At 58.8% G+C, this 24,577-nt stretch carries 24 protein-coding genes and 1 riboswitch; of the genes, 10 read left to right on the top strand and 14 right to left on the bottom strand.

Translation table 11 applies throughout. The features are described from left to right. Window positions 1–91 precede the first annotated feature (91 nt). From parC to CWM53_RS14945, 3 genes are all read right to left on the bottom strand, one after another. A complete protein-coding gene (parC, locus tag CWM53_RS14955) occupies window positions 92–2,350 on the bottom strand; it encodes a DNA topoisomerase IV subunit A (RefSeq protein WP_100730004.1) in 2,259 nt (752 codons plus the stop codon). 121 nt (window positions 2,351–2,471) lie between these two features. Next, a complete protein-coding gene (locus tag CWM53_RS14950; RefSeq protein WP_100730005.1) occupies window positions 2,472–3,341 on the bottom strand; it encodes an AraC family transcriptional regulator in 870 nt (289 codons plus the stop codon). 77 nt (window positions 3,342–3,418) lie between these two features. Then, on the bottom strand, window positions 3,419–3,826 hold the full coding sequence (locus CWM53_RS14945; protein WP_008806508.1) for a YgiW/YdeI family stress tolerance OB fold protein: 408 nt from the start codon (window positions 3,824–3,826) through the stop codon (window positions 3,419–3,421). 149 nt (window positions 3,827–3,975) lie between these two features. On the opposite strand from CWM53_RS14945, the gene qseB reads away from it, so the two are divergent. From qseB to CWM53_RS14925, 4 genes are all read left to right on the top strand, one after another. Continuing rightward, a complete protein-coding gene (qseB, locus tag CWM53_RS14940) occupies window positions 3,976–4,635 on the top strand; it encodes a quorum sensing response regulator transcription factor QseB (RefSeq protein WP_008806509.1) in 660 nt (219 codons plus the stop codon). Then, window positions 4,632–5,981, top strand: coding sequence for a quorum sensing histidine kinase QseC (gene qseC / locus CWM53_RS14935; RefSeq protein ID WP_100676279.1), 1,350 nt, complete (start codon window positions 4,632–4,634; stop codon window positions 5,979–5,981). Before qseB ends, qseC begins: the two co-directional genes overlap by 4 nt. Before the next feature lie 106 nt (window positions 5,982–6,087). Next, a complete protein-coding gene (locus tag CWM53_RS14930) occupies window positions 6,088–6,669 on the top strand; it encodes an NAD(P)H-dependent oxidoreductase (RefSeq protein WP_100676278.1) in 582 nt (193 codons plus the stop codon). 81 nt (window positions 6,670–6,750) lie between these two features. Next, complete coding sequence (locus CWM53_RS14925) at window positions 6,751–7,065, top strand: putative quinol monooxygenase (RefSeq protein ID WP_008806512.1); 315 nt, start codon at window positions 6,751–6,753, stop codon at window positions 7,063–7,065. Between the two features lie 72 nt (window positions 7,066–7,137). Here CWM53_RS14925 and parE read toward each other — a convergent pair whose 3' ends face one another. From parE to nudF, 5 genes are read right to left on the bottom strand one after another with little or no spacing between them, the layout of a single operon-like run. Further along, window positions 7,138–9,033 carry a DNA topoisomerase IV subunit B gene (gene parE, locus CWM53_RS14920; RefSeq protein WP_061153293.1) on the bottom strand — a complete coding sequence of 632 codons (1,896 nt, stop codon included), beginning with the start codon at window positions 9,031–9,033 and terminating at the stop codon, window positions 7,138–7,140. A gap of 30 nt (window positions 9,034–9,063) precedes the next feature. Continuing rightward, window positions 9,064–9,639: an esterase YqiA gene (yqiA, locus tag CWM53_RS14915; protein WP_061153292.1), complete on the bottom strand. Its 576-nt coding sequence runs from the start codon at window positions 9,637–9,639 to the stop codon at window positions 9,064–9,066. Continuing rightward, on the bottom strand, window positions 9,639–10,466 hold the full coding sequence (gene cpdA, locus CWM53_RS14910; protein WP_061153291.1) for a 3',5'-cyclic-AMP phosphodiesterase: 828 nt from the start codon (window positions 10,464–10,466) through the stop codon (window positions 9,639–9,641). The genes yqiA and cpdA overlap by 1 nt, the downstream gene beginning before the upstream one ends. Window positions 10,467–10,490: 24 nt before the next feature. Beyond that, entirely contained in the window at window positions 10,491–10,913 is a 423-nt protein-coding gene (locus tag CWM53_RS14905) for a DUF1249 family protein (protein ID WP_002916847.1), read from the bottom strand. Beyond that, the gene (gene nudF / locus CWM53_RS14900) at window positions 10,910–11,542 is read right to left on the bottom strand and encodes an ADP-ribose diphosphatase (protein ID WP_074387575.1); all 633 of its coding nucleotides are present in this window, start codon (window positions 11,540–11,542) and stop codon (window positions 10,910–10,912) included. Before nudF ends, CWM53_RS14905 begins: the two co-directional genes overlap by 4 nt. Window positions 11,543–11,738: 196 nt before the next feature. Here nudF and tolC point away from each other — a divergent pair, with 196 nt between their 5' ends. The 3 genes from tolC (at window position 11,739) to CWM53_RS14885 (ending at window position 15,214) form a co-directional block, all read left to right on the top strand. Continuing rightward, window positions 11,739–13,208 carry an outer membrane channel protein TolC gene (tolC, locus tag CWM53_RS14895; protein ID WP_100631768.1) on the top strand — a complete coding sequence of 490 codons (1,470 nt, stop codon included), beginning with the start codon at window positions 11,739–11,741 and terminating at the stop codon, window positions 13,206–13,208. 168 nt (window positions 13,209–13,376) lie between these two features. Then, window positions 13,377–14,048, top strand: a complete 672-nt coding sequence (locus CWM53_RS14890) for a DUF1190 family protein (protein WP_061153288.1) — start codon at window positions 13,377–13,379, stop codon at window positions 14,046–14,048. A gap of 5 nt (window positions 14,049–14,053) precedes the next feature. Next, window positions 14,054–15,214 (top strand): glutathionylspermidine synthase family protein, encoded by a 1,161-nt coding sequence (locus tag CWM53_RS14885; RefSeq protein WP_100631767.1) that lies wholly within the window; start codon window positions 14,054–14,056, stop codon window positions 15,212–15,214. Window positions 15,215–15,259: 45 nt separating this feature from the next. On the opposite strand, the gene ygiD is transcribed toward CWM53_RS14885, so the two are convergent. Then, entirely contained in the window at window positions 15,260–16,051 is a 792-nt protein-coding gene (gene ygiD / locus CWM53_RS14880) for a 4,5-DOPA dioxygenase extradiol (RefSeq protein ID WP_074387574.1), read from the bottom strand. 186 nt (window positions 16,052–16,237) lie between these two features. Between ygiD and zupT the strand changes: the two genes are divergently transcribed. Continuing rightward, window positions 16,238–17,008, top strand: coding sequence for a zinc transporter ZupT (gene zupT / locus CWM53_RS14875; RefSeq protein WP_100631766.1), 771 nt, complete (start codon window positions 16,238–16,240; stop codon window positions 17,006–17,008). Window positions 17,009–17,069: 61 nt separating this feature from the next. Here the strand turns inward: zupT and ribB are convergent, their stop codons facing one another. Beyond that, window positions 17,070–17,723 (bottom strand): 3,4-dihydroxy-2-butanone-4-phosphate synthase, encoded by a 654-nt coding sequence (ribB, locus tag CWM53_RS14870; RefSeq protein WP_061153284.1) that lies wholly within the window; start codon window positions 17,721–17,723, stop codon window positions 17,070–17,072. Window positions 17,724–17,828: 105 nt separating this feature from the next. Further along, a riboswitch (FMN riboswitch) is annotated at window positions 17,829–17,980 on the bottom strand. A gap of 120 nt (window positions 17,981–18,100) precedes the next feature. On the opposite strand from ribB, the gene ubiK reads away from it, so the two are divergent. Beyond that, on the top strand, window positions 18,101–18,373 hold the full coding sequence (ubiK, locus tag CWM53_RS14865) for a ubiquinone biosynthesis accessory factor UbiK (RefSeq protein WP_064166321.1): 273 nt from the start codon (window positions 18,101–18,103) through the stop codon (window positions 18,371–18,373). A 35-nt stretch (window positions 18,374–18,408) separates the two neighbouring features. Here ubiK and glgS read toward each other — a convergent pair whose 3' ends face one another. Beyond that, window positions 18,409–18,606, bottom strand: a complete 198-nt coding sequence (glgS, locus tag CWM53_RS14860; RefSeq protein ID WP_004205248.1) for a cell surface composition regulator GlgS — start codon at window positions 18,604–18,606, stop codon at window positions 18,409–18,411. Between glgS and CWM53_RS31065 the strand changes: the two genes are divergently transcribed. After that, window positions 18,598–18,747 carry a hypothetical protein gene (locus CWM53_RS31065; protein ID WP_032431268.1) on the top strand — a complete coding sequence of 50 codons (150 nt, stop codon included), beginning with the start codon at window positions 18,598–18,600 and terminating at the stop codon, window positions 18,745–18,747. The two genes, glgS and CWM53_RS31065, sit on opposite strands and share 9 nt — an antisense overlap. A 77-nt stretch (window positions 18,748–18,824) precedes the next feature. On the opposite strand, the gene hldE is transcribed toward CWM53_RS31065, so the two are convergent. The 3 genes from hldE to CWM53_RS14845 are packed head-to-tail and all read right to left on the bottom strand — an operon-like array spanning window position 18,825 to window position 24,473. Then, window positions 18,825–20,258, bottom strand: a complete 1,434-nt coding sequence (gene hldE / locus CWM53_RS14855) for a bifunctional D-glycero-beta-D-manno-heptose-7-phosphate kinase/D-glycero-beta-D-manno-heptose 1-phosphate adenylyltransferase HldE (RefSeq protein WP_008806524.1) — start codon at window positions 20,256–20,258, stop codon at window positions 18,825–18,827. 58 nt (window positions 20,259–20,316) lie between these two features. Beyond that, window positions 20,317–23,154 (bottom strand): bifunctional [glutamate--ammonia ligase]-adenylyl-L-tyrosine phosphorylase/[glutamate--ammonia-ligase] adenylyltransferase, encoded by a 2,838-nt coding sequence (glnE, locus tag CWM53_RS14850; protein WP_165785081.1) that lies wholly within the window; start codon window positions 23,152–23,154, stop codon window positions 20,317–20,319. 20 nt (window positions 23,155–23,174) lie between these two features. Beyond that, a complete protein-coding gene (locus CWM53_RS14845) occupies window positions 23,175–24,473 on the bottom strand; it encodes an inorganic triphosphatase (RefSeq protein WP_100730006.1) in 1,299 nt (432 codons plus the stop codon). Window positions 24,474–24,577: the final 104 nt, after the last annotated feature.

Here is a 24,577-nt window from a genome sequence, read left to right as displayed (position 1 = left end):
GTGATGGACATTGTTAATCGCAACGTCTGAATAAACAACGATTTTGCGGCATTTTTTCGCCTCCTCCCGTCAACGACGGGAGGAGAGGCGTTTACTCTTCGCTATCGCCTGCCGCGGCGCGGCGCGGCGAGTCGATTTCGACACGGTCAATCTTCTGCAGTCCGCGCATCAGCGAACCGCGGCGGCCACGCTCGCCGGTGACTTTTTGCAGCTCTTCCGGACGCAGTTTGATCTTCCGTTTGCCAACATGGATGGTGAGCGTGCTCTGCGGAGCCAGGATAAACAGATGCGCCAGGCCATCCTGCCCGGCTGCGGCTTCCGCCGCCGGAATACTGATAATTTTGTTGCCCTTGCCTTTCGACAGCTGCGGTAGATCGCTCACCGGGAACATCAGCATCCGCCCGGCGGCGGTGATGGCCAGCAGCATATCGGACTCGTCCTCAATCACCAGCGGCGGCATCACGTGCGCATTGTCAGGCAGGGTGATCAGCGCTTTACCGGCACGGTTGCGCGCCACCAGATCGTTGAAGGTGCAGACAAAACCGTAGCCAGCGTCGGAAGCCATCAGCAGCTTGCGATCGTCGCTTTCCATCAGCATATGTTCCACGGTCGCGCCCGGCGGCAGAGTCAACTTACCGGTAAGCGGCTCACCCTGGCCACGCGCGGAAGGCAGGGTAATCGGATCGATGGCATAGCTGCGTCCGGTGGTATCGATAAACACCACCGGCTGGTTGCTCTTGCCTTTCGCCGAGGCCTTCCAGCTGTCGCCCGCTTTATAGCTCAAGCCCTGGGCGTCAATGTCGTGCCCTTTGGCGCTCCGCACCCAGCCCATCTGCGACAGGACGATAGTCACTGGCTCAGACGGCTGCATATCATGCTCGCTCATCGCTTTCGCTTCTTCACGTTCGTGAAGCGGCGAGCGGCGATCGTCGCCGAAAGCATCGGCATCAGCCTGCAGCTCTTTTTTCAGCAGGTTGTTCATCTTACGTTCAGAAGCCAGAATCGCCTGCAGCTGGTCGCGCTCTTTTTCCAGCTCGTCCTGCTCGCCGCGGATCTTCATCTCTTCCAGTTTGGCGAGGTGGCGCAGTTTTAATTCCAGAATCGCTTCCGCCTGGGTTTCGCTGATGCCAAAGCGCGACATCAGGGCTGGCTTCGGTTCATCTTCGGTGCGGATGATCTCGATCACTTCATCGATATTGAGAAACGCCACCAGCAAACCTTCGAGGATATGCAGGCGCTTAAGCACTTTCTCTAACCGATGGTTCAGACGGCGACGCACGGTATCGCGACGGAACACCAGCCATTCGCTGAGGATCTCCAGCAGGTTTTTCACCGCCGGGCGTCCGTCGAGGCCGATCATATTGAGGTTGATGCGGTAGCTTTTTTCCAGATCGGTAGTGGCAAACAGGTGGTTCATCACCTGTTCCATATCCACCCGGTTGGAGCGCGGGACAATCACCAGACGAGTCGGATTTTCGTGGTCCGATTCGTCGCGCAGGTCGTCGACCATCGGCAGCTTTTTATTGCGCATCTGCGCCGCAATCTGCTCCAGCACTTTGGCGCCGGAGACCTGGTGCGGCAGCGCGCTAATCACCACCGCGCCGTCCTCTTTGCTCCACACTGCGCGCATGCGCACTGAGCCGCGTCCGTTCTGGTAGATTTTGCGAATTTCCGCCCGCGGGGTGATGATCTCCGCCTCGGTCGGGAAATCCGGCCCCTGCACGATATCCAGCAGTTCGTCGAGGGTCGTTTTCGGCTGCTCAATCAGCGTAATGGCCGCTTTGGCGACTTCACGCAGGTTGTGCGGCGGAATATCAGTGGCCATGCCCACCGCGATGCCGGTGGTGCCATTAAGCAGGATGTTCGGCAGACGCGCAGGCAGCATTTTCGGCTCCTGCATCGTACCGTCAAAGTTCGGTACCCAATCAACGGTGCCCTGCCCCAGTTCGCTGAGCAGCAATTCGGCGTATTTCGACAGGCGGGACTCGGTGTAACGCATCGCCGCGAAGGATTTCGGATCGTCCGGCGCCCCCCAGTTCCCCTGCCCGTCTACCAGCGGGTAGCGGTAAGAGAACGGCTGCGCCATCAGCACCATCGCTTCATAGCAGGCGCTGTCGCCGTGCGGGTGATATTTACCCAACACGTCGCCGACGGTGCGGGCGGACTTTTTGAATTTCGCGCTGGCGTTCAGCCCCAGCTCGGACATCGCATAGACGATGCGACGCTGGACCGGTTTTAAGCCATCGCCAATAAACGGTAATGCCCTGTCCATAATCACGTACATGGAGTAGTTCAGGTAAGCATTTTCCGTAAATTCATGCAGCGCAAGGCGCTCTGCCATATCGCTCATTAATCGTGGATCCTCAATCTGGGTACCGACCGTTCGGACGGCAAAACTACCCGCGATAATACCCGATCTCACGCCCTGAGTCACAGGGCGTGAGATCGGCTGAGGATTCCGTCACGCTTAATCAGGCCAGCGGCAGATAAATATCGGTTTGCAGTTCATGCTCAGCCACCTCATGGACAAAATTGAGGTAACGGAAGTACACCGGATAATCCCGTAACGTCTCGCCTGACGCGGGTAACCAGTCGCGATAGAGAAACCAAACGCTGTTCGCCAGCGTGTCCAGCGAGCCGTGATGGCACACGACGGCGCAGCGTCCGCCGGGGATTTCGCCGTTAATCACGCCAAAGGCGTTTTCACCGACCGGCCGTTCGACCGTGCCGCAGATATCAAACCGAAATGCCTCCTGCGGGGTGGTCTGCGGATCGTCCCAGGCGATCCCCCAGGTATCGCTGGTGGCGACGGGCGATAATCCGCTCGTCTTACGCCAGGCGATAAAACGCGCGGCGGTCGCGTTGACAAGGTCCGGGCTACCGCGATGTTGCAGTACGGCTACCCGGGTGGTGGGGAACGAAATAATATTGACGTCCATCGACGTTTGCTCCTGTAGCGTATGTTTCGGTACGCGTCGATGCCACTCGGCCCAGTCCGGTTGCTGACGGAATTGGGTCGGGCTTTGGTCAAACGCGGTACGGAAGGCACGACTGAACGACTCCGCATTCTGAAATCCGGCATCAAGGGCAATATCGATGACTTTATCGCGTGGGTTGAACGCCAGGCGCCAACAGGCGCGTCGCAGACGCAACCACTGAATATACCGGTACAATGGAATGCCGGTATAAGCGCTAAATTGCCGGTGAAAATGGTAAGGCGAACTGTGCGCTATCGCGCTCAGCGCCTCCAGCGACAGCGGCTCATCAAGATGGCGCGCAATGTACCTACAGACACGCTGGAAGCGCCCGGCATACGCCGGGCTGGCCTTAATATCGTTCATCGTCTCCTCCTCGCGACATACTCTGACAGAGCGAGGATAGCGATTCCTGACCGATCTTGCGCTTATCTGACGAAGACTTATGGCGCGATTTTACGGATCTGTTTAACGTCGATTTCTACCGAGTTCCAGTCCTTATCGACTTCCCCCTGAATTTCTACCGTGTCCTGCGGGCCGACGGTCACGCCGTTCCAGCGCTTGTGATCGATATCGACATTGATCACCCCGGAAGCATCCTGAAACTTATACAGATCGTCAGAAATGCGCTCGGTTATCTTGCCGCGCAGGGTCACCCAGGTATCGTCCCGCAGCGATTTGGCATTGGCGACAGTGGTCACCGCGCCGCTCGGGCCGGTGAATCCGCCAGCCTGCGCGGTCGAACTGACCTGCGTGGTCGAAGAAGGACCGGTAAACCCGCCCTGTTCGGCAGCCAGCACCGGCATGGAAACCAGGGCAACGATCGCGGTCATCGCAGCAATTTTCTTCATGATGTGTTCTCCCTTCGTGTTGATATGGCTCCTATTACGCCTGACAAAACTTAACGACTTCTTAAGCGGAAAAAAGAAATTTTAATGCTGTACATCGCCGGCTTCAACGCGGTTTACTGCGCTAAGAAACAGGATCGTCGGAGGGAAACATGCGCATATTATTGGTGGAAGATGACAAGCTGATCGGTGACGGCATCAAAGCCGGCCTAAGCAAAATGGGCTTCAGCATCGACTGGTTTACCGCCGGACTGGAGGGCAAGAATGCCTTATACAGCGCCCCCTACGACGCCGCAATCCTGGATCTCACCCTCCCCGGCATCGATGGCCTCGATATTCTGCGCGAATGGCGGGACAAGGGCCGCCATGAGCCGGTGCTGATCCTCACCGCCCGCGATGCGCTCAGCCAGCGAGTGGAGGGGCTACGGCTCGGCGCCGATGACTACCTGTGCAAACCTTTCGCCCTGATTGAAGTGGCGGCACGTCTTGAAGCGTTGATCCGTCGCGCGCACGGCCAGAGCAGCAGCGAGCTGCGCCACGGCAAGGTGAGCCTCGACCCGAACCGCTTAACCGCCAGCCTCGACGGCGAGAGCCTGGTACTAAAGCCGAAAGAGTTCGCCCTGCTGGAACTGCTGCTGCGTAACGCCGGTCGCGTGTTGCCGCGCAAGCTTATCGAAGAAAAGCTCTACACCTGGGACGACGAGGTCTCCAGCAACGCCGTGGAAGTTCACGTCCATCATCTACGCCGCAAACTCGGCAGCGGGTTTATCCGCACCGTCCACGGCATCGGCTATACCCTGGGTGACGCATGAAACGACTTGCCCGCCTGAGCCTGCGCGTCCGTCTGACGCTGCTGTTTGCTGTGCTGACCGCGGCCGCCTGGGGCATCGCCAGCGTGATCGCCTGGCAGCAAACCAGCAAAAAGCTGGATAAGCTGTTCGATACCCAGCAGTTGCTGTTCGCCCGCCGCCTGAGCGCCATGCATTTCGATGAACTCCACGCCCCGCCCGCATCGCTCGGTGAAAAGAAAAAGGTGCGGCATGGACACATCGACGACGACGCGCTGGCGTTCGCCATCTTCACCCGCGACGGCACCATGGTGCTCAACGACGGTGAGAACGGGGAGGATATCCAGTGGAACTCGCAGCGCGAGGGGTTCAGTGATGGCTACCTGCGCGGCGATGATGACGAATGGCGCTTCCTGTGGCTAACCACCGCCGACGGTCGCCATCGCATCGCCGTCGGCCAGGAGTGGGATTATCGGCGTGAAATGGCGATGGATATCGTGACCTCGCAGCTCACCCCGTGGATGATCGCCCTGCCGCTGATGTTCGTGCTGCTTATCGTGCTGTTAAGCCGCGAACTGGCGCCGTTGAAAAAGCTGGCGCGCACGCTGCGCCTGCGCGCGCCGGATTCAGCGGAATCGCTCAGCGTGGAGAAGATCCCCTCCGAAGTCCGCCCGCTGGTCGAGGCCCTGAATCAGCTGTTCCAGCGCACCCACGACGCCATGCTGCGCGAACGTCGGTTTACCTCTGATGCCGCCCATGAGCTGCGCAGCCCGCTGGCGGCACTGAAGGTGCAGACCGAAGTCGCCCAGCTCTCTATGGACGATGCAGAAGGACGTGAGAAAGCGCTGGCCCAGCTCCACCAGGGGATCGATCGCGCCACCCGGCTGGTCGATCAGCTGCTGACGCTGTCGCGGCTGGACTCACTCGCCCAACTGGATGACGTGCAACCGGTCGCCATCGACGACCTGCTACAGTCGGCGGTGATGGAGATGTATCACCACGCGCAGCAGTCCGGGATTGAGCTGCGCCTGCATCTTAATGCCGCCGGCATCGCCCGCACCGGCCAGCCGCTGCTGCTCAGCCTGCTGGTACGCAACCTGCTGGATAACGCTGTGCGCTACAGCCCGCGCGGCAGCCAGGTTGATATCACGCTCAACGCCCGCGAGTTTCGGGTGCGTGATAACGGCCCAGGCATTAGCCCGCAGGCACTGGCGCGCATCGGCGAGCGTTTTTATCGCCCGCCGGGGCAGGACGCGCCGGGCAGCGGCCTGGGCCTGTCGATCGTCCGGCGCATCGCCTCGCTGCATGGCATGCAGGTTGATTTCGCCAACGCGCGCGACGGCGGCTTCGAAGCCCGCGTGTACTGGTAGCGAGATTATTGCTCATTTGGCAAAAGACTTTGCACATTTTGCTCATTTTACTGCCCCGCTTCGCGGGGTAAGATCGTCGGCAAATTTTCAAGATTGAGGACAAATGATGAGCAACATCCTGATTATCAATGGCGCAAAAAAGTTCGCACACTCGAATGGCCAGCTGAACGACACCCTGACCGAGGTCGCGGAGAGTTATCTGCGCGACGCCGGGCACGATGTTAAAAGCGTTCGCGCCGAAAGCGAGTACGACGTAAAAGCAGAAGTGCAGAATTTCCTGTGGGCCGATGTGGTGATCTGGCAGATGCCTGGCTGGTGGATGGGCGCGCCGTGGACGGTGAAGAAATATATGGATGATGTCTTTACCGAAGGCCACGGCTCGCTGTACGCCAGCGACGGTCGTACCCGCTCCGACGCCAGCAAAAAATATGGCTCCGGCGGCCTGGTGCAGGGGAAAAAATATATGCTCTCCCTGACCTGGAACGCGCCGATGGAAGCCTTCACCGACGAAGACCAGTTCTTCCACGGCGTTGGCGTTGACGGCGTTTACCTGCCGTTCCATAAAGCCAACCAGTTCCTGGGATTGGAGGCGCTGCCGACCTTTATCGCCAACGACGTGATTAAAATGCCTGATGTCCCACGGTATATCGCAGAATATCGCAAGCATCTGGCGGAAATTTTTGGTTAACTACAGGTCTACGCTCTACATATTTCGAGTTATTCGAACCTGGAGTATGACGAGATACACACAGAAGGAGTTGAGTTAACCATGTTAACAGTGATTGCAGAAATCCGTACCCGCCCGGGCCAGCACCACCGTCAGGCGGTTCTCGATCAGTTCGCGAAAATCATTCCGACCGTTTTGCAGGAGGCCGGCTGCCACGGCTACGCGCCGATGGTAGATCATGCCGCTGGCGTCAGCTTCCAGACCACGGCCCCCGACTCTATCGTCATGGTGGAGCAGTGGGAAAGCGTCGCGCATCTTGAAGCGCACCTGCAGACGCCGCACATGAAAGCCTGGTCGGAAGCGGTCAAAGGCGATGTGCTGGAAACCACCATCCGTATCCTGCAGCCTGGCGTCTAAGCCCGCCGACGCAGTCGTGAAATGAAAAAGGGAGCCTGAGGCTCCCTTTTACGTCTGGTGAAACGTGCAGACTCAGGCTTCCAGGTCCGCCATATCGCCCTTCTCCTGCAGCCAGTTGCGACGGTCTTCGGAACGCTTCTTGGCCAACAGCATATCCATCATCGCCGTGGTCTGCTGTTCATCCTCATCGCTGATCACCAGTTGCACCAGGCGGCGGGTGTTCGGATCAAGCGTGGTTTCCCGCAACTGCATTGGGTTCATCTCACCCAGACCTTTAAAACGCTGGACGTTTGGTTTGCCCTTCTTGCGCTTCAGTTGCTCCAGCACGCCGGTTTTTTCTTCTTCCGTCAGCGCGTAGTAGACCTCTTTACCAAGGTCGATACGGTACAGCGGCGGCAGCGCGACGTAGACGTGCCCCTCTTTCACCAGAGTACGAAAATGTCTCACAAACAGCGCGCACAGCAGGGTAGCGATGTGCAGACCATCGGAGTCCGCATCCGCCAGAATACAAACTTTGCCGTAGCGCAGCTGGCTTAAATCATCGCTATCCGGGTCAATACCAATCGCCACCGAAATGTCGTGAACTTCTTGCGAAGCTAACACTTCATCGGAAGAGACTTCCCAGGTATTCAGGATCTTGCCTTTCAGCGGCATGATCGCCTGATATTCGCGATCGCGCGCCTGCTTGGCTGAACCGCCCGCCGAGTCCCCTTCGACGAGGAACAGCTCGGTGCGGTTCAGGTCCTGCGCGGTACAGTCCGCCAGCTTACCCGGCAACGCCGGACCGCTGGTCAGCTTTTTACGCACCACTTTCTTGGCAGCGCGCAGACGACGCTGGGCGCTGGAGATAGCCATCTCCGCCAGCAGTTCAGCAGCCTGCACGTTCTGGTTCAGCCACAGGCTGAAGGCATCTTTCACCACGCCAGAGACGAACGCCGCGCACTGGCGCGACGACAGACGCTCTTTGGTTTGCCCGGCGAACTGCGGATCCTGCATTTTCACCGACAGCACGTAGGCGCAGCGATCCCAGATATCTTCCGCTGACAGCTTCACGCCGCGCGGCAGGATATTACGGTATTCGCAGAACTCCCGCATCGCATCCAGCAGCCCCTGACGCAGACCGTTAACGTGCGTCCCACCCTGCATGGTCGGGATCAGGTTGACGTAGCTTTCGGTCAGCAGTTCGCCGCCTTCCGGCAGCCACAGCAGCGCCCAGTCCACGGCTTCCGTCTCGCCGGAGAAGGTGCCGACGAACGGTTTTTCCGGCAACAGCGGCAAGCCGTTTACGGCTTCGCACAGGTAGTCGTTAAGGCCATCGGCATAGCACCAGCGCTGCTCGCTGTCGTTGACCTGATCGCGAAAGACGATTTCCACGCCGGGGCACAGCACCGCTTTCGCTTTTAGCAGGTGGGTCAAACGCGAAACGGAGAAACGCGGGCTGTCGAAGAAGCTTTCGTCCGGCCAGAAATGGACACTGGTCCCGGTATTGCGTTTGCCACAGGTACCGGTGACATGCAGATCTTCTACTTTTTCACCGTTTTCAAAGGCGATGCTGTAGACCTGACCGTCGCGACGAACATTCACCTCTACGCGTTTTGACAGGGCGTTGACCACCGAGATCCCGACCCCGTGCAGGCCGCCGGAAAACTGGTAGTTTTTGTTGGAAAACTTCCCGCCCGCGTGCAGTCGGCAGAGGATCAGCTCGACCGCCGGCACCCCTTCTTCCGGGTGGATGTCGACCGGCATGCCGCGCCCGTCGTCAATGACTTCCAGGGACTGGTCGGCATGAAGGATAACTTCCACGCGTTTGGCGTGGCCTGCCAGCGCTTCATCCACACTGTTATCAATAACTTCCTGACCAAGATGGTTAGGACGGGTGGTGTCGGTATACATGCCCGGACGGCGGCGCACCGGCTCTAGCCCGGTGAGTACCTCAATGGCATCAGCGTTATATGAAGATTGCGTCATGGTGTGTATTCGTAGGTCGTTCAGGGCCGTTTAGCACAGGCCGAGAAATTCGATAATCTGAGTGAAATGATCGTCAAAGCCGACAAATGCGTGATTACCGCCCTCCTCCACCGTTTGCCGGCAGGAGGCGTAGTAATGAACGGCCTGGCGGTAATCAAGCACTTCATCCCCGGTCTGCTGCAGCAACCAGAGTAAATCCGGCGCTTCAAGCGGGTCGATTTGCATGACTTTGAGATCGTAAATATGGCGAGACTCTAGCACATATTGCTGCCCGGTGTATGGATTCTCATTGTGGCCGAGAAAATTGTTCAGCAGTTCAAACGGGCGCACCGCCGGGTTGACGACCACTGCCGGCACCATAAAGCACTGCGACAGCCAGGTCGCGTAGTAGCCGCCCAGCGACGACCCCACAACCCCGAGTGGCTCGCCGCCATGCTCCAGCACAATGGATTCCAGCAGCTCTGCCGTTTCAGCCGGATAAGGCGGCAGCTCCGGCACCACCATGGTGATGTCGGGGTGCTGCTGCGACAGCCAGGTGTTTAACGCCATCGCCTTCGCCGAGCGCGGGGAACTGTTAAAGCCGTGCAGATAAAGAAGCGTCGCCATCAGTAGCCTTCTGAAGCTATATCCGGGTGAAACTCGGCGCCTTCCAGGCGGCACACTTCGGTGGTCAACGTCCCATCAGGATGCAGCTCCAGCCAGCGCCAGCCGGGTGAGACGGTATCCAGAGTGAAATTGGCGCAGTGCGGTTTGAACTGAACGCAGGTCGACGGCGTCGCCATCATGCGCCGGCCATTCCAGTCCAGATCCAGCTCCTGATGAATATGGCCGCACAGCAGATGCCTCACCCGCGGCCAGGCGCTCAGCGCGCGGTCCAGCGCGCCAGCGTTGCGCAGGCTGTGCTGATCCAGCCAGCTGCAACCAGCAGGCAGCGGATGGTGGTGCAGCAGGAGTAAGGTATAACGCTCCGGCGCTTCCGCCAGCTTGTGTTCGAGCCACTCCAGCTGGAAGTCGCTCAGCTCGCCATGGGGAACGCCAAACACCTGGCTGTCCAGCAGCAGGATCTGCCAGTGGTCGCCGAGAAACACACGTTTGGCGGGTGAAATGCCTGACTCCTGCAGCGTACTGTACATCGCCGGCTGGAAATCATGGTTACCCGGTAGCCAGACGCAGGGTGCAGCAAAACTCGCGATACCCTCAGCAAAATGCTGATAGGCCGCGGAGGAGTGGTCCTGCGCCAGATCGCCTGTTGCGACAATCAGATCACATGGACGCTGTGAGGCATGAATAGCCGACAGTACGGCCTGATAACTTTCCCAGGTATTAATGCCTAACAACGTTTCATGTTTTTCAGCAAACAGGTGAGTATCAGTAATTTGTAAGATCCTGACTCTGGCCTCACCAGCCAGAGGTAGGTTTAACAGGCTTTCCAAATGGTGTCCTTAGGTTTAACGACGCTAACAAACCGGAATCGCCATCGCTCCATGTGCTAAACAGTAACGCAGCCAGTCGGCCAGAAACTGGTTAATTTGATGCTTTTCGTCGCGTTGATGCAACTTTTTATTAGGATAATCATACCGCGCTTTGAAGCGAAAGATCTGCTGACTCGAACACACTTCGGCCACCATGGCATCATGGTAGAGGCGAACGGTCATGGATGGCAGGCTCCAGTAGCTCACCGCAGGCAGAGTCTGTTCTATCGCCACCAGAGTAGTGTAGCGGGTCGATTCAACTATCGTTAACCGATACTGCGCGCTTCCCACCTGATAGCTTACCTTCTCACCCGCTGCATCCGTTCGCGGCAACAGGCGGCGCAACTGCGCGAAGTTGGTCTCGCACAGGCGCATCATCTCAGGGAAGTCAGGTGTATAACGCTTCATTTTGTCCACTCGTTTCGTAAATTGTGATAATGCAATTGCAGCCATTGCAAGGCGATGACAGAGGCTGCGTTATCGATTTTCCCCTCTTCTACCCACTGGTAAGCCTGTTCCCGGCTCACCACATGCACCCGAATATCCTCGTTTTCCTCGGCCAGGCCGTGAATGCCTTTTGCCGTGGATGCATCAACTTCTCCCACCAGGATCGATAACCGTTCGCTGGTGCCGCCAGGGCTGGCCAGATAGCTTAATATTGGTTTCGTCCGCCCGACTTCAAGTCCGGCCTCCTCCAGCGCTTCACGACGGGCAACGTCTTCCACCGTTTCCCCCTCTTCGATCATGCCGGCGACCATTTCGAGCAGCCACGGGCTCTCGCTGGTATCATAGGCGGCGATACGGATTTGTTCGACGAGCACCACTTCGTCCCGCACCGGGTCAAAGGGTAGCAAGACGGCGGCATGCCCGCGCTCAAAAATTTCACGGGTGACTTCGCCGCTCATGCCGCCGTTAAACAGGCGGTGGCGAAAACGGTATAAATCGAGCGAAAAAAAACCACGATACAGCGTTTCGCGTGCAATAATTTCTACATCATTTTTGAAGAAGGTAATTCCCTGCTGAATGGGTTTGCTCATTGTCATGTCCTGCGAATCCGAAATTAGGGATTTCCAGACCGTTTGGCTACCGTTTTACGGTCCGTATGTTAGATTGGTGCAAATTACCGCCGGATGGCACGTAACGCCAACTTTTTACGGCGGCAGAATCGATACAATCAGCGGAATTTTTCTTAGAATTAGACCAGCGCTAAATGCTTCACAACAAGGAATGCAAATGAAGAAATTGCTCCCCATTCTTATCGGCCTGAGCCTGACCGGGTTCAGCGCCATGAGCCAGGCGGAAAACCTGCTTCAGGTTTACCAGCAGGCGCGCATCAGCAACCCCGATCTGCGTAAATCGGCAGCCGATCGTGACGCCGCGTTCGAAAAGATCAATGAAGCGCGCAGTCCATTACTGCCTCAGCTTGGGCTGGGAGCGGATTATACCTATAACAATGGCTATCGCGACAACAACGGCGTCAACTCTAACGTCACCAGCGGCTCGCTGCAGTTAACGCAGGTTCTGTTTGATATGTCGAAATGGCGCGCCCTGACGCTGCAGGAAAAAACGGCAGGGATTCAGGATGTCACGTATCAGACCGATCAGCAAACGCTGATTCTGAATACCGCGACGGCCTATTTTAAAGTGCTGGCCGCCATCGACACGCTCTCCTATACCGAAGCGCAGAAACAGGCTATTTACCGCCAGTTGGATCAAACCACGCAGCGCTTTAACGTAGGCCTGGTGGCGATCACCGACGTGCAGAACGCCCGTTCACAATACGACGCCGTGCTGGCGAACGAAGTCACCGCGCGTAACGATCTCGACAACGCCGTCGAAGAACTGCGCCAGGTCACCGGCAACTACTACCCGGAGCTGGCCTCGCTGAACGTGAATGGCTTCAAAACCAACAAGCCGCAGGCGGTCAACGCCCTGCTGAAGGAAGCGGAGAACCGCAACCTGTCGCTGCTGCAGGCGCGTCTGAGCCAGGACCTGGCTCGCGAGCAGATTCGCCAGGCGCAGGACGGTCATTTGCCGACCCTGAACCTTTCCGCCTCTACCGGCGTCTCGAATACGCGTTACAACGGTTCAAAAACCAATACCCCACTCGCCTACAACGACAGTGACGTTGGGCAGAACCAAATCGGCCTGAACTTCTCTCTGCCACTGTATCAGGGCGGCGCGGTGACCTCGCAGGTCAAACAGGCGCAATACAACTTCGTTGGCGCCAGCGAGCAGCTGGAAAGCGCCCACCGCAGCGTCGTGCAGACTGTGCGTTCGTCGTTTAACAACGTGAACGCCTCCATCAGCAGCATCAACGCCTACAAACAGGCGGTGGTCTCTGCGCAAAGCTCCCTGGATGCGATGGAAGCAGGCTACTCGGTGGGTACGCGTACCATCGTTGACGTCCTCGACGCCACCACCACGCTGTATAACGCCAAGCAGCAGCTCTCTAATGCGCGCTATAACTACCTGATCAACGAGCTGAATATCAAGTCGGCGTTAGGTACCCTGAACGAGCAGGATCTGGTGGCGCTGAACAACACGCTGGGCAAACCGATCCCCACCTCCGCGGACAGCGTCGCGCCGGAAAATCCACAGCAGGATGCCACCGCCGATGGCTATGGCAACACCACCGCAGCGGTGAAACCGGCGTCCACGCGGACGACGCAGACCAGCAGCAGCAATCCGTTCCGTCAGTAATTCGCATTACTGTGACGCGCATCGCCTGTCCGTCGGACAGGCGATGCGTTAAACGTAAGGCAACGTAAAGATCCCCCGCTTATCGCCCCTCTTCGCTTCATTTTCCACCACTCATCCTCTATCCTGAGCGTTAACACACGCCATACCACTGGGTCCTGGAAGACAAATATGAAACGGACAAAAAAAATTAATCACTCGTCATTCCGCAAAAGCTGGAGCGCACGTCATCTGACGCCGGTCGCGCTGGCCGTCACCGCGGTTTTTATGCTTGCCGGTTGTGAAAAAAGCGACGAAACGGTATCGCTGTACCAGAACGCTGATGACTGCTCCGCCGCTAATCCGGGCAAAGCAGCTGAGTGCACCACGGCCTACACCAACGCGGTAAAAGAAGCCGAACGCACCGCACCGAAATATGCCACCCGTGAAGACTGCGTCGCCGAGTTTGGCGAAGGCCAGTGCCAGCAGACGCCAGCCCAGGCGGGCGTCGCCCCGGAAAATCAGGCGCAGGCGCAAAGCAGCGGCAGCTTCTGGATGCCGCTGATGGCCGGCTATATGATGGGCCGCCTGATGGGCGGCGGCATGGCGCAACAGCAACCGCTGTTCAGCTCGAAAAATCCGGCCAGCCCGGCTTATGGTCAGTACACCGACGCCAGCGGCAAGAACTATGGCGCCGCCCAGCCAGGGCGCACCATGAACGTGCCGAAAACCGCGATGGCGCCGAAGCCGGCCACCACCACCACCGTGACCCGCGGAGGTTTCGGCGAGTCGGTGGCGAAGCAGTCGACCATGCAGCGTAGCGCCGCAGGCTCAACGTCCTCTTCTCGCTCGATGGGCGGCTAACTCACATGGAAAGAGTCAGTATTACTGAGCGCCCGGACTGGCGCGAGAAAGCGACCGAGTACGGCTTCAACTTTCACACCATGTACGGCGAGCCCTACTGGAGCGAAGAGGCTTATTACAAGCTGACCCTCGCGCAGGTGGAAAAGCTGGAGGAAGTCACCGCCGAGCTGCATCAAATGTGCCTCCAGGTGGTGGAGAAAGTGATCGCCAGCGATGAGCTGATGGCCAAATTCCGCATCCCTAAACACACCTGGGGCTTTGTGCGCCAGTCGTGGAAAACCCACCAGCCGTCGCTCTACTCGCGTCTCGACCTGGCCTGGGATGGTGTTGGCGAACCGAAGTTGCTGGAGAACAATGCCGACACCCCGACCTCGCTGTATGAAGCGGCCTTCTTCCAGTGGATCTGGCTGGAAGACCAGCTCAACGCTGGCAAGCTACCAGCGGGCAGTGACCAGTTCAACAGCTTGCAGGAAAAGCTCATCGAGCGCTTCGGCGAGCTGCGCGAGCAGTTTGGCTTCCAGCTGCTGCATATGGCCTGCTGCCGCGATACCGTTGAAGATCGCGGCACCGTGCAATACCTGCAGGACTGCGCCGCCGAAGCTGGCCTGGCGACGGAATTCCTCTACATCGAAGATATTGGCCTTGGCGAAAAAGGCCAGTTTACCGATCTGCAGGATCAGGTGATTGGTAACCTGTTCAAGCTCTATCCGTGGGAGTTTATGCTGCGGGAGATGTTCTCCACCAAGCTGGAAGACGCCGGCGTCCGCTGGCTGGAGCCGGCGTGGAAGAGCATTATCTCCAACAAAGCGTTGCTGCCGATGCTATGGGAAATGTTCCCCAATCACCCGAATCTGCTGGCGGCCTACTTCAGCGAAGATGCCCACCCGGAGATGGAGAAGTACGTCATTAAGCCGATCTTCTCCCGTGAAGGGGCCAACGTCTCCATTGTTGAGCAGGGCAAGGTCGTGGAGTCGGTGGAAGGTCCGTACGGGGAAGAAGGGACCATCGTGCAGGAGTTTTACCCCCTGCCGAAGTTTGGTGATAGCTACACGCTGATTGGCAGCTGGCTCATCAACGATCAGCCCGCCGGGATCGGCATTCGCGAAGATCGGGCGCTGATCACCCAGGATCTGTCGCGCTTCTATCCGCACATTTTCGTCGAATAACATCGTGCTCCGGCGACGATATCGCCGCCGGAGCACAATCTCTTATCAGGCGCCAACCACTACCGACAGCATGCTCAGCGAGCCCATCTCGATGCCATCGACCGGGATCGTCATCGCTTCAACACCATCCCACGCTCCCAGGACATACAGCAGCGGCAGAAAATGCTCCGCCGTTGGGTTGGAGAGCGAGCCCCCCTCATGCGCCAGGTAGTTAACCAGCGGGTGCTGCTCGTCCGGCCCCTGCCATTGCAGATTCGCCTTCACGTAGTTATTGAAGGACTCTGCCCATGGGTACGGCGTGTTCTCGCCATGCCAGCGGGCGGTGCGCAGGTTATGCACCACGTTGCCGCTGGCCACCAGCATAATGCCTTCATCACGCAGCGAGGCCAGTTTCCGCCCCATTTCGAGATGCCAGGCCGGCGGTTTGGTGCTGTCGATGCTCAACTGAACCATCGGGATATCCGCCTGCGGATACATTTTAATCAACACGCCCCACGAGCCATGGTCAAATCCCCAGGCTTCTTTATCGAGGGTGACCGGCACAGGCGAGAGCAGCTCCACCAGTCGTTGCGCCAGCGCCGGAGAGCCCGGTGCCGGATAATGGGTGTCATACAACGCCTGCGGGAAACCGCCGAAGTCGTGAATGGTCTTCGGGGCCTCCATCGCCGTCACGCCCGTACCGCGCGTAAACCAGTGCGCAGAGACCACCACAATCGCCTTCGGACGCGGCAGGGTTTCGCCCAGATGAGCCCAGGCGCGAGTATAAATGTTGTCTTCCAGCACGTTCATTGGGCTGCCATGGCCGAGAAACAACGCGGGCATTCGGGTACGGGACATGATGATATCCTTAGGGTGTCAATGTGATGTGCTCACATTACGCGCTTTTGCGCCAGGATAAACTCAGATAACCATGATGATGATCGTCAGAAAATTTGAATGTAATTCGCGGTAAAGGGACGTGTCCCGTACGCGCATCCTCAGGCAATATACTCATATGCACTTATTTTCACAGGGAGAGTAGCGATGTCATCACCCTTAATATTGACGCTGTTAGCCGGTAGCGCAACCTTTATTGGCGCCATATTTGGCGTGATTAGTCAGAAACCCTCTAACCGTCTGCTTGGCTTCTCCCTCGGCTTTGCCGCCGGGATCATGCTATTGATTTCGTTGATGGAAATGCTGCCTGCCGCGCTGGCCGCCGAAGGTATGTCGCCGCTGCTCGGTTACGGGATGTTTGTCATCGGCCTGCTGGGCTATTTCGGCCTTGACCGCCTGCTGCCGCACGCCCACCCGCAGGATCTGATGACCCCCGCCGCGCCGCGCCCGCGTAATTTACGTCGCACCGCTATTCTGCTGACGCTGGGTATCAGCCTGCATAACTTCCCGGAAGGGATCGCCACCTATGTCACGGCCAGCAACAACCTGGAACTCGGCATGGGCGTGGCCCTCGCCGTTGCCCTGCACAATATTCCTGAAGGACTGGCCGTTGCCGGGCCAGTGTATGCCGCCACCGGATCGCGCAGCAAGGCGGTGCTCTGGGCCGGGCTTTCCGGCATGGCGGAAATTTTGGGCGGCGTGCTGGCGTGGTTGATTCTGGGCAGCCTGGTCTCACCGCTGGTGATGGGAGCGATCATGGCTGCCGTCGCCGGGATTATGGTGGCACTGTCAGTCGATGAACTGATGCCGCTGGCGAAAGAGATCGATCCGCAGAGCAACCCAAGCTATGGCGTCCTGTGCGGGATGTCGGTGATGGGGCTGAGCCTGGTGGTACTCCAGACGATGGGCATCGGTTAAGGCGCAGAAACAACACAGCCCACTAAAAAGTGGGCTGTGCTCAGGCGTAGCGAACCACTATTTAGCTGGCTTTACGCTCATGTTCGCGACGATAGGCCACCAGATCTTCAATCGTGACCACCGCCATATTATGCTGCTGAGCGAACTTGATGCACTCCGGCGCGCGCGCCATGGTGCCATCGTCATTGGTCAGCTCGCACAGCACGCCTGCCGGTTTAAAGCCAGCCAGGGTCACGAGATCGATAGTGGCTTCGGTGTGGCCGCCGCGGGTCAGTACGCCACCCGGCTGCGCACGCAGCGGGAAGACGTGGCCAGGACGGTTGAGATCGGAAGGTTTCGCGCCGTCGGCGATGGCCGCGCGGACGGTGGTCACGCGGTCGGCAGCGGAGACGCCGGTGGTCACACCTTCGGCCGCTTCGATGGTCACGGTAAAGCCGGTGCCGTAGGCGCTGGTGTTGTTCTCCACCATCATCGGCAGATCCAGCTGTTTGCGGCGATCGTCGGTCAGGCACAGGCACACAATGCCGCTGCCGTGACGAATGGTCAGCGCCATCTGCTCAACGGTCATGGTTTCGGCGGCGAAGATCATATCGCCTTCGTTTTCACGGTCTTCATCATCAAGTACCATCACGCCGCGACCTTCGCGCAGGGCGTCCAAAGCGTGTTCCACACGTTCAAAAGCGGTACCAAAAGAAGAAAGGAGCGTCTGATTCATGGTAAAAAAACCTCATTAAAATTATGGTTACCAGAATCAGGGCAGTCTTAGGAGCGCCGGTTTAGCGGCAAAAGTCAACGCGAGCGGGCCTGGGCCCGACTGTGCCGTTACTCTCTCCCATCCGGACTTTAACCGTCGGCCCCGGAATTACACCGGATCTGCTGACCTTCCCGTAGTCACGGGAAGCGCTCGCGGGCTTTCAACGCAATGGTTGATTTACCGCCGGTGGGGAATTTCGCCCCGCCCTGAGAATAAGCGAGATAACTATAACGCTATTGACTATCCTCGGCAATGCATAAGCTTCAAACATTTCTGGTTTATAGGCGGCCTGGTTCGCACTACAATGATCAATCATCCGACCCGAGCAGGAAACCACCATGATTGACCCGAAAAAAATTGAACAAATCGCCCGCCAGGTCCATGAGTCGATGCCAAAAGGACTTCGCGATCTGGGTGAGGATGTTGAGAAGAAAATCCGCCAGGCGCTGCAGTCGCAGCTGACCCGCCTGGATCTGGTCAGCCGCGAAGAGTTTGACGTACAGACTCAGGTTTTGCTGCGGACCCGCGAAAAACTGGCGCTGCTGGAGCAGCGTCTGAATGACCTCGAAAACCGCCCGGCAGCGACGCCTGGCAGCGAAGAGCAGCCGTAAAAAACGGGCCCCTTGGGGCCCGTTTTGCGTTTGGCTTAGTGTGCGGCTTCCGCCGGGCTGTTCACCTGACGACAGTAAAGTTCATAACGCTGGCAAAACCATTCACGATGCTCTTCATCCATATTGCCGACAATGGCCTGAAGATCAACTGGCTGGCCTTGCGCGTGCATTCTGGCGAAACTCCGCGCCAAAAAATCAAAATTCTTCATTGAATACATATCGTTATGGTTCATGCGCATACTCCTTCAGCGGTGGATGTTCTGATCAGTCATATGCCTTTTACTTACTTCAGTATTTACGCTTACCTTAACGCGATTTGTACGAAAAATGCGCTTAACATGATTATTTATTGCGCTAAATCATTTTCCACATGATTAAATAAAAACGGCCCGCGATATCTCCATCGTGGGCCGTGATGCTTCACCGTACAAGCCGGTGAATAGCGGAAAGCTTATTTGTCGCTATCTTTTTGTATTTTCTTAATAATATTGGTGGTCGAGCAGCCATCTTCAAAGTTGAGCACCAGCACTTCACCGCCGTTAGCCCAGACCTCTTCACTGCCGGCGATCTGTTCCGGCTTATAATCGCCGCCTTTGACCAGCAGGTCCGGCAGGATGCCGGCAATCAGTCGCTGCGGGGTGTCTTCTTCGAAGGAGACCACCCAGTCGACGGCCTCCAGCGCCCCCAGCACGATCATCCGCTGCTCCAGCGGGTTCACCGGGCGGGTTTCGCCTTTCAGACGTTTGGTTGAGGCATCGCTGTTAACCGCCACGATCAGACGGTCGCCCAGCTTGCGCGCATTCGCCAGATAGGAGACATGGCCGGCATGCAGAATGTCGAAGACCCCGTTGGTCATCACCACTTTCTCGCCGCGCTTGCGCGCCGCCGCAACCGCCTGTTTGAGTTCCTCTTCGCTCATCACGCCAAAGCCGGTCTCAGCCCGGCCGCGGACCGCGTTTTCCAGCTCGACAGGGGAAACGGTGGAGGTCCCCAGCTTGCCGACCACCACGCCCGCCGCGGCGTTAGCGAAATAGCAGGCCTCTTCCAGGGTGTTGCCGGACGCCAGGGTCGCCGCCAGCACGCCAATCACCGTGTCGCCAGCGCCGGTCACGTCGTACACTTCCTGTGCCTGGGTCGGCATATGCAGCGGCGGACGCCCCGGCTGCAGCAGCGTCATCCCCTGCTCAGAACGCGTCACCAGCAGCGCCGACAGTTCAAATTCAGCGATGAGCTTCATGCCGCGTTCAACGATCTCCGCTTCATCCTGACACTTGCCCACCACCGCTTCAAACTCAGAGAGGTTCGGGGTGAGCAGCGTCGCGCCGCGGTAGCGTTCGAAATCAGTGCCTTTCGGATCGATCAGCACCGGCACACCCGCTTCACGTGCGAGCGCGATCATGGTCTGGACGCTGGTCAGCGCCCCTTTGGCGTAGTCCGAGAGGACCAGCGCGCCAATGGATCCCAGCGCCTGCTGAATGCGCTCGTGCATCGGCTGCGGATCCACGCCGGAGAAGCCCTCTTCAAAGTCGAGGCGGATCAGTTGCTGATTGCGCGACAGCACCCTCAGCTTGGTGATGGTCGGGTGAGTCGGAACGGAGACGAAGTCGCACTTCACATTCACATTGGCCAGCGCCTGGCTCAGCGCGCGGGCAGCATCGTCAATCCCGGTCAATCCCACCAGGCGCGACGTTGCCCCCAGGGAGGCGATGTTCATCGCTACGTTTGCCGCGCCGCCAGGACGTTCTTCGATATTTTCCACCTTCACCACCGGCACCGGGGCTTCCGGGGAAATACGACTGGTGGGGCCGTACCAGTAGCGGTCCAGCATCACATCACCCACCACCAACACTCCTGCACGTTCAAACTCCGGCAGCGTTACTTTCATGACTCTCTCCTGCGAGACGCAAACTTTGCGCGCGATAATAGCACACCCGATTTTATAGTTAAGCCATCAGCCACTTCTGCCAGCTGGCGCTGACCTGCTCACGCTCCCGGCTGAAGGCCTCTGGCGCCACGTGTCCCGGCAGCTCCTGCAGGGCCAGATGATGGAGCGCATCACGCAAGGTGGTGTACGCATGCGTTAAGGCGCGCGCCTCCTCCTCGTCCATGATGTCGTTCTGCGCCAGCAGCTCGAGAATACGCACGTTATCAGACCAGCGGGTCAGCTTCGGCTTGTCGCTGGCATAGCGTAGGACCAGATACTGGGTAATAAATTCAATATCCGTGATCCCACCGGCATCGGCTTTGATATCAAAACGATCGGGATGCTTGTTGCCAAGGTGGGCACGCATCTTCTCGCGCATCTCGCGAACCTCGGTCTGCAGGGTGGCGCCCTCCCGCGGGGTGGTCAGAATATCGCGACGAATGGCGTCAAAGCGCGCCTGCAGCGCCGGGTCGCCATAGACCACGCGGGCGCGCACCAGCGCCTGATGTTCCCACGTCCAGGCTTCGTTCTGCTGATAGTCAGCAAACGCGTCGGCGGTGGTGACCAGCATCCCGGCCGCGCCAGAAGGGCGCAGCCTGGCATCCACTTCGTAGAGAATACCGGACGAGGTACGGGTGCTAAACAGATGCATGATCCGCTGGGCCAGCCGCAGGTAGAACTGACGGCCGTCAATCTCCCGCTCGCCGTCGGTCATCACCTCCGCCGGGCAGTCATGGAGGAACACCAGATCGAGATCGGAGCTGTAGCCCAGCTCCCAACCGCCGAGCTTACCGTAGCCGACGACGGCAAAGCCGCGCCCCTGGCGATCGTGCAGGTGGGTCGGCTGGCCATAGCGAGCCACCATCTGCCCCCATGCCTGCTGCACCACCGCATCGAGGATCGCTTCGGCAAGCCAGGTTAAGTGATCGCTGACCTTCATCACCGGCAGGGTGCCAGCGATATCCGCCGCCGCGATATGCAGCTGCTGCGCCTGCTTAAACTGGCGCAACGCCTCCAGCTGCTGCTCTTCATCCTCTTCCGGCACACGCAGCAGGTACTGGCGCAGCTCGTCGCGATAGGCATCGGTCGCCGTCGGCTGATAGAGGGTGTTGGGATCCAGCAGCTCATCCAGCAGCAGCGGGTGGCGCGCCAACTGGCTGGCGACCATCGGCGACGCCGCGCAGAGCGTGATCAGGTGTTTCAGCGCGCCGGGGTATTCGCTCAGCAGTTCAAGATAAGTGGTGCGGGTGACGATGCCGGTCAACAGCGGCGTGATCCGCGCCAGAGGCAGCGGCGCATCGGCACGCGAGCAGATTTCGCTCAGCAGATGCGGCATCAGTTGATCCAGCACCTGGCGGCCGCGCGGGCCGATGGTGCGCCGATCCAGCTCTTTGCGGAAATCGGCAATCAGCGCCAGCACGCTGCGGCGGTCGGTATCGTTTAAATGCGCCAGCGCCGGGCTGGCGTCATCTTCTTCCAGCGCATCCTGCCACAGCTCGCGCCAGTACTCGGCCAGCTGCTCATCCGGGGACTGATCCTCATCATCGCCGATCAGTTCATTAAACACTCGCCGCACGTTGGCCATCTGGCTCGCCAGCTGCGCGCTCAGCGTCTCCCAGTCTTCGGTATGCATCCCCCACGCCAGCCTGGCGCGGTTAAGGTCATCCTGCGGCAGAGTCTGGGTCTGCTCATCGTTGATGCTTTGCAACAGGTTTTCCAGCCGGCGCAGGAACAGATAGGCCTCACGCAGCAGCGCCGCGTCGCCTTCCGGCAGCAGATGTAGCTCATCAATCGCCGCCAGCGTCGGCAGCAGGGCGCGCTGTTGCAGCGCAGGTTCGCGACCACCGCGGATCAGCTGAAAGACCTGAACGATAAACTCAATTTCGCGGATCCCGCCGGCGCCGAGCTTGATGTTATCTTTCAGCCCGCGGCGCCGCACTTCGCGGGCGATCATGCCTTTCATGTTACGCAGCGACTGGATCACGCTGAAGTCGATATAGCGGCGGAAGACGAAGGGACGGAGCATCGCGCGCAGCTCGCTGGCGTACACGCCGTCGTTATCTCCCATGATCCGCGCTTTCACCATCGCATAGCGTTCCCAGTCCCGACCCTGCTCCTGGTAATAATCTTCCAGCGCCGCAAAGCTGAGCACCAGCGGTCCACTGTCGCCAAACGGCCGCAGGCGCATGTCAACCCGATAGACAAAGCCGTCCTGCGTTGGCTGGTCAAGGGCCTTGATCAGCCGCTGCCCCAGACGGGTAAAGAACTGGGCGTTATCCAGCTCGCGGCGGCCGCCGCGGGTGGCGCCATGCTCAGGCCAGGCAAAGATCAGATCGATATCGGAAGAGAAGTTCAGCTCGCCGCCGCCCAGCTTTCCCATCCCGAGGATCAGCAGCGGCTGCGGCTGGCCCTCGGCATTGCATGGCGTTCCCCACTCCTTACAGCAGGCGGCGTACAGCCAGTCGCGGGCGGCGACAATCAGCGTCTCCGCCAGCGCGCTCAGCTGCTGCAGAGTCTCTTCTTCGCTCACCAGCGACAACGCCTGCGCCCAGGCGATGCGGACCATCATCTGACGGCGGAAGAGACGCAGCCCTCGCATCAACCCCGCTTCGTCAGTGACGGCCTGCAGGCGATCCTGCAGCCAGGCCTCGTAATGCCGCCACTCTTCCGCCTCCGGCGAGGAGTCCGCAAGCTCATTCAGCCAGCCCGGCTGGGCGATCACACTCTGTTCGACAAAATCGCTGAACGCCATTACCGACCTGGCCTGTGGGCTCAGTTCGGCAACGGGAAAATCCGCTGGCAGACGGTCAGCGACCGTCTGCCAGTGCTGCTGTAATTGCGGAGAAAGCGGCATCATAAGGGCTCCCTGGCCTGAAATTATCGTTTTCCACTATGCAGCCAGAACGGCTCGGCAGCCAGCGCCTGGCGACGGAAATATTCAAAGACGCTGCGATCGTCATGTTCTATTGCACGGTGAAGCTCCTGCCAGTTCTCCAGCCACGGCGCGACGGCGTCGCCATAGGCGCCCGCCAGCAGCTGGACGTTGTCGATGTCACGGGACAGTTTCGGCAACTGGTCGGCGGCATCTTCGACCGCCAGATGTTGCACGGCGCTGCGCAGCTCGGCCGCCACCCGCGAGAGGTTAATATCGGCAAAGCGTTTGAAAGATCCGGCTATTTTTTTCTCTCCCGCCTCGTTGAGGAACGGACGCCAGCCGCGCTGGACCAGCCATTCGGTCAGAGCCAGTTTGGCGCCGACGACCTCGGTGCGGAATAACGCCTCGTCGGCGGTGTCCGCGGCCAGCAGAACGGCTTCGGCATCGTTCAGCAAGGCGCGAAGCTGGGTGGTCGCCTTACGCGGCACGATGCCGCCGAACAGCACGAGGGCATGGCGCACGCGGGCTAACGCCAGCAGGATTTCCGCTTTGGCTTTCGCATTGCCGCGCAGCCATACTTCGTCGTGATACAGCCAGTGCGCCAGGGCGCTCTCCAGCGCCGCCTCCAGCCCCTGCTCCACGCTGGCCTTCGCCGGCACCGTTAGCAACGTCAGCGAGGTGACGGGACGCTCGCCATTGCCTTGCGCCAGATGATACCCGCGTGCAGCCTTGCTCAGGCTCCCCTGGCGCAGTACGCCGCTCTCCAGCAGACGGTGCGCAAGGCGCAGCAGATCGGCGGTCTCCCCGGCAAGCAGCTCCAGCTCCAGCTCGCAGATCGGCTCCTGATGTTCGCCAGCCTTCACTTCGCCGCGATCGAGGGCGATCTCAATCTCACTATTCCCTTCCTGTATCACCCAGCGTTCACGGGCAAAATCAGTGCTGAACAGCGGCTGGACATGCTCCGCCAGCGCGGCCGGAAGCTCGCCTTGCGGCCAGACCTCCGCCGGCAGACGCTCAAGCGCCAGCTCCGGTTTATCCAGTGGAATGTTGTATTCCGGACGCTGGTGCAGTCCCCCCACCACCCGACCGGCGATTTTCAGCGTCATTTCATAACGCCCCTGGTCGCCGCGGATGCGCAGCCCCATATCGTGACGACGCAGCCAGTTATCGGCGGTTTCGTAATAAATGTTCAGTAACTGGCCCGCAGGCGTATGTTTCGCCTCGAGCGCATTGAGCTGCTCGCGCAGCGTCTCTACCCCATTCTGAGCGACGATAAACTTGAGTTCGATTTCTTGAGCCATGACTGAATTCTTCCGCTTCTGTGCTGCGCCGACAAATTGCGGCGAACTTACGACGATATTTTTTGTCAGTAGATAGTATTTTGCGGCGAATCGCCATGCAACGC

Origin of the sequence: Klebsiella sp. A-Nf5 (genome assembly GCF_002810545.1) — a bacterium.
In the GTDB taxonomy this organism is placed as follows: Bacteria; Pseudomonadota; Gammaproteobacteria; order Enterobacterales; family Enterobacteriaceae; genus Klebsiella; species Klebsiella variicola.
This window is presented reverse-complemented; position numbering and strand designations above follow the sequence as displayed.

Excerpts from the sequence above, each read along its gene's own strand:
- CWM53_RS14845 (WP_100730006.1), bottom strand. The coding sequence starts at position 24,473 with ATGGCTCAAGAAATCGAACTCAAGTTTATCGTCGCTCAGAATGGGGTA.
- hldE (WP_008806524.1), bottom strand. The coding sequence starts at position 20,258 with ATGAAAGTAACGCTGCCGGAGTTTGAACGTGCAGGAGTGTTGGTGGTG.
- glgS (WP_004205248.1), bottom strand. The coding sequence starts at position 18,606 with ATGAACCATAACGATATGTATTCAATGAAGAATTTTGATTTTTTGGCG.
- CWM53_RS14890 (WP_061153288.1), top strand. The coding sequence starts at position 13,377 with ATGAAACGGACAAAAAAAATTAATCACTCGTCATTCCGCAAAAGCTGG.
- nudF (WP_074387575.1), bottom strand. The coding sequence starts at position 11,542 with ATGAGCAAACCCATTCAGCAGGGAATTACCTTCTTCAAAAATGATGTA.
- qseB (WP_008806509.1), top strand. The coding sequence starts at position 3,976 with ATGCGCATATTATTGGTGGAAGATGACAAGCTGATCGGTGACGGCATC.
- parC (WP_100730004.1), bottom strand. The coding sequence starts at position 2,350 with ATGAGCGATATGGCAGAGCGCCTTGCGCTGCATGAATTTACGGAAAAT.
- qseC (WP_100676279.1), top strand. The coding sequence starts at position 4,632 with ATGAAACGACTTGCCCGCCTGAGCCTGCGCGTCCGTCTGACGCTGCTG.
- CWM53_RS14905 (WP_002916847.1), bottom strand. The coding sequence starts at position 10,913 with ATGAAGCGTTATACACCTGACTTCCCTGAGATGATGCGCCTGTGCGAG.
- CWM53_RS31065 (WP_032431268.1), top strand. The coding sequence starts at position 18,598 with ATGGTTCATGCGCATACTCCTTCAGCGGTGGATGTTCTGATCAGTCAT.
- ygiD (WP_074387574.1), bottom strand. The coding sequence starts at position 16,051 with ATGTCCCGTACCCGAATGCCCGCGTTGTTTCTCGGCCATGGCAGCCCA.
- parE (WP_061153293.1), bottom strand. The coding sequence starts at position 9,033 with ATGACGCAATCTTCATATAACGCTGATGCCATTGAGGTACTCACCGGG.
- glnE (WP_165785081.1), bottom strand. The coding sequence starts at position 23,154 with ATGATGCCGCTTTCTCCGCAATTACAGCAGCACTGGCAGACGGTCGCT.
- CWM53_RS14945 (WP_008806508.1), bottom strand. The coding sequence starts at position 3,826 with ATGAAGAAAATTGCTGCGATGACCGCGATCGTTGCCCTGGTTTCCATG.
- CWM53_RS14950 (WP_100730005.1), bottom strand. The coding sequence starts at position 3,341 with ATGAACGATATTAAGGCCAGCCCGGCGTATGCCGGGCGCTTCCAGCGT.
- tolC (WP_100631768.1), top strand. The coding sequence starts at position 11,739 with ATGAAGAAATTGCTCCCCATTCTTATCGGCCTGAGCCTGACCGGGTTC.
- ribB (WP_061153284.1), bottom strand. The coding sequence starts at position 17,723 with ATGAATCAGACGCTCCTTTCTTCTTTTGGTACCGCTTTTGAACGTGTG.
- zupT (WP_100631766.1), top strand. The coding sequence starts at position 16,238 with ATGTCATCACCCTTAATATTGACGCTGTTAGCCGGTAGCGCAACCTTT.
- CWM53_RS14885 (WP_100631767.1), top strand. The coding sequence starts at position 14,054 with ATGGAAAGAGTCAGTATTACTGAGCGCCCGGACTGGCGCGAGAAAGCG.
- CWM53_RS14930 (WP_100676278.1), top strand. The coding sequence starts at position 6,088 with ATGAGCAACATCCTGATTATCAATGGCGCAAAAAAGTTCGCACACTCG.
- CWM53_RS14925 (WP_008806512.1), top strand. The coding sequence starts at position 6,751 with ATGTTAACAGTGATTGCAGAAATCCGTACCCGCCCGGGCCAGCACCAC.
- ubiK (WP_064166321.1), top strand. The coding sequence starts at position 18,101 with ATGATTGACCCGAAAAAAATTGAACAAATCGCCCGCCAGGTCCATGAG.
- yqiA (WP_061153292.1), bottom strand. The coding sequence starts at position 9,639 with ATGGCGACGCTTCTTTATCTGCACGGCTTTAACAGTTCCCCGCGCTCG.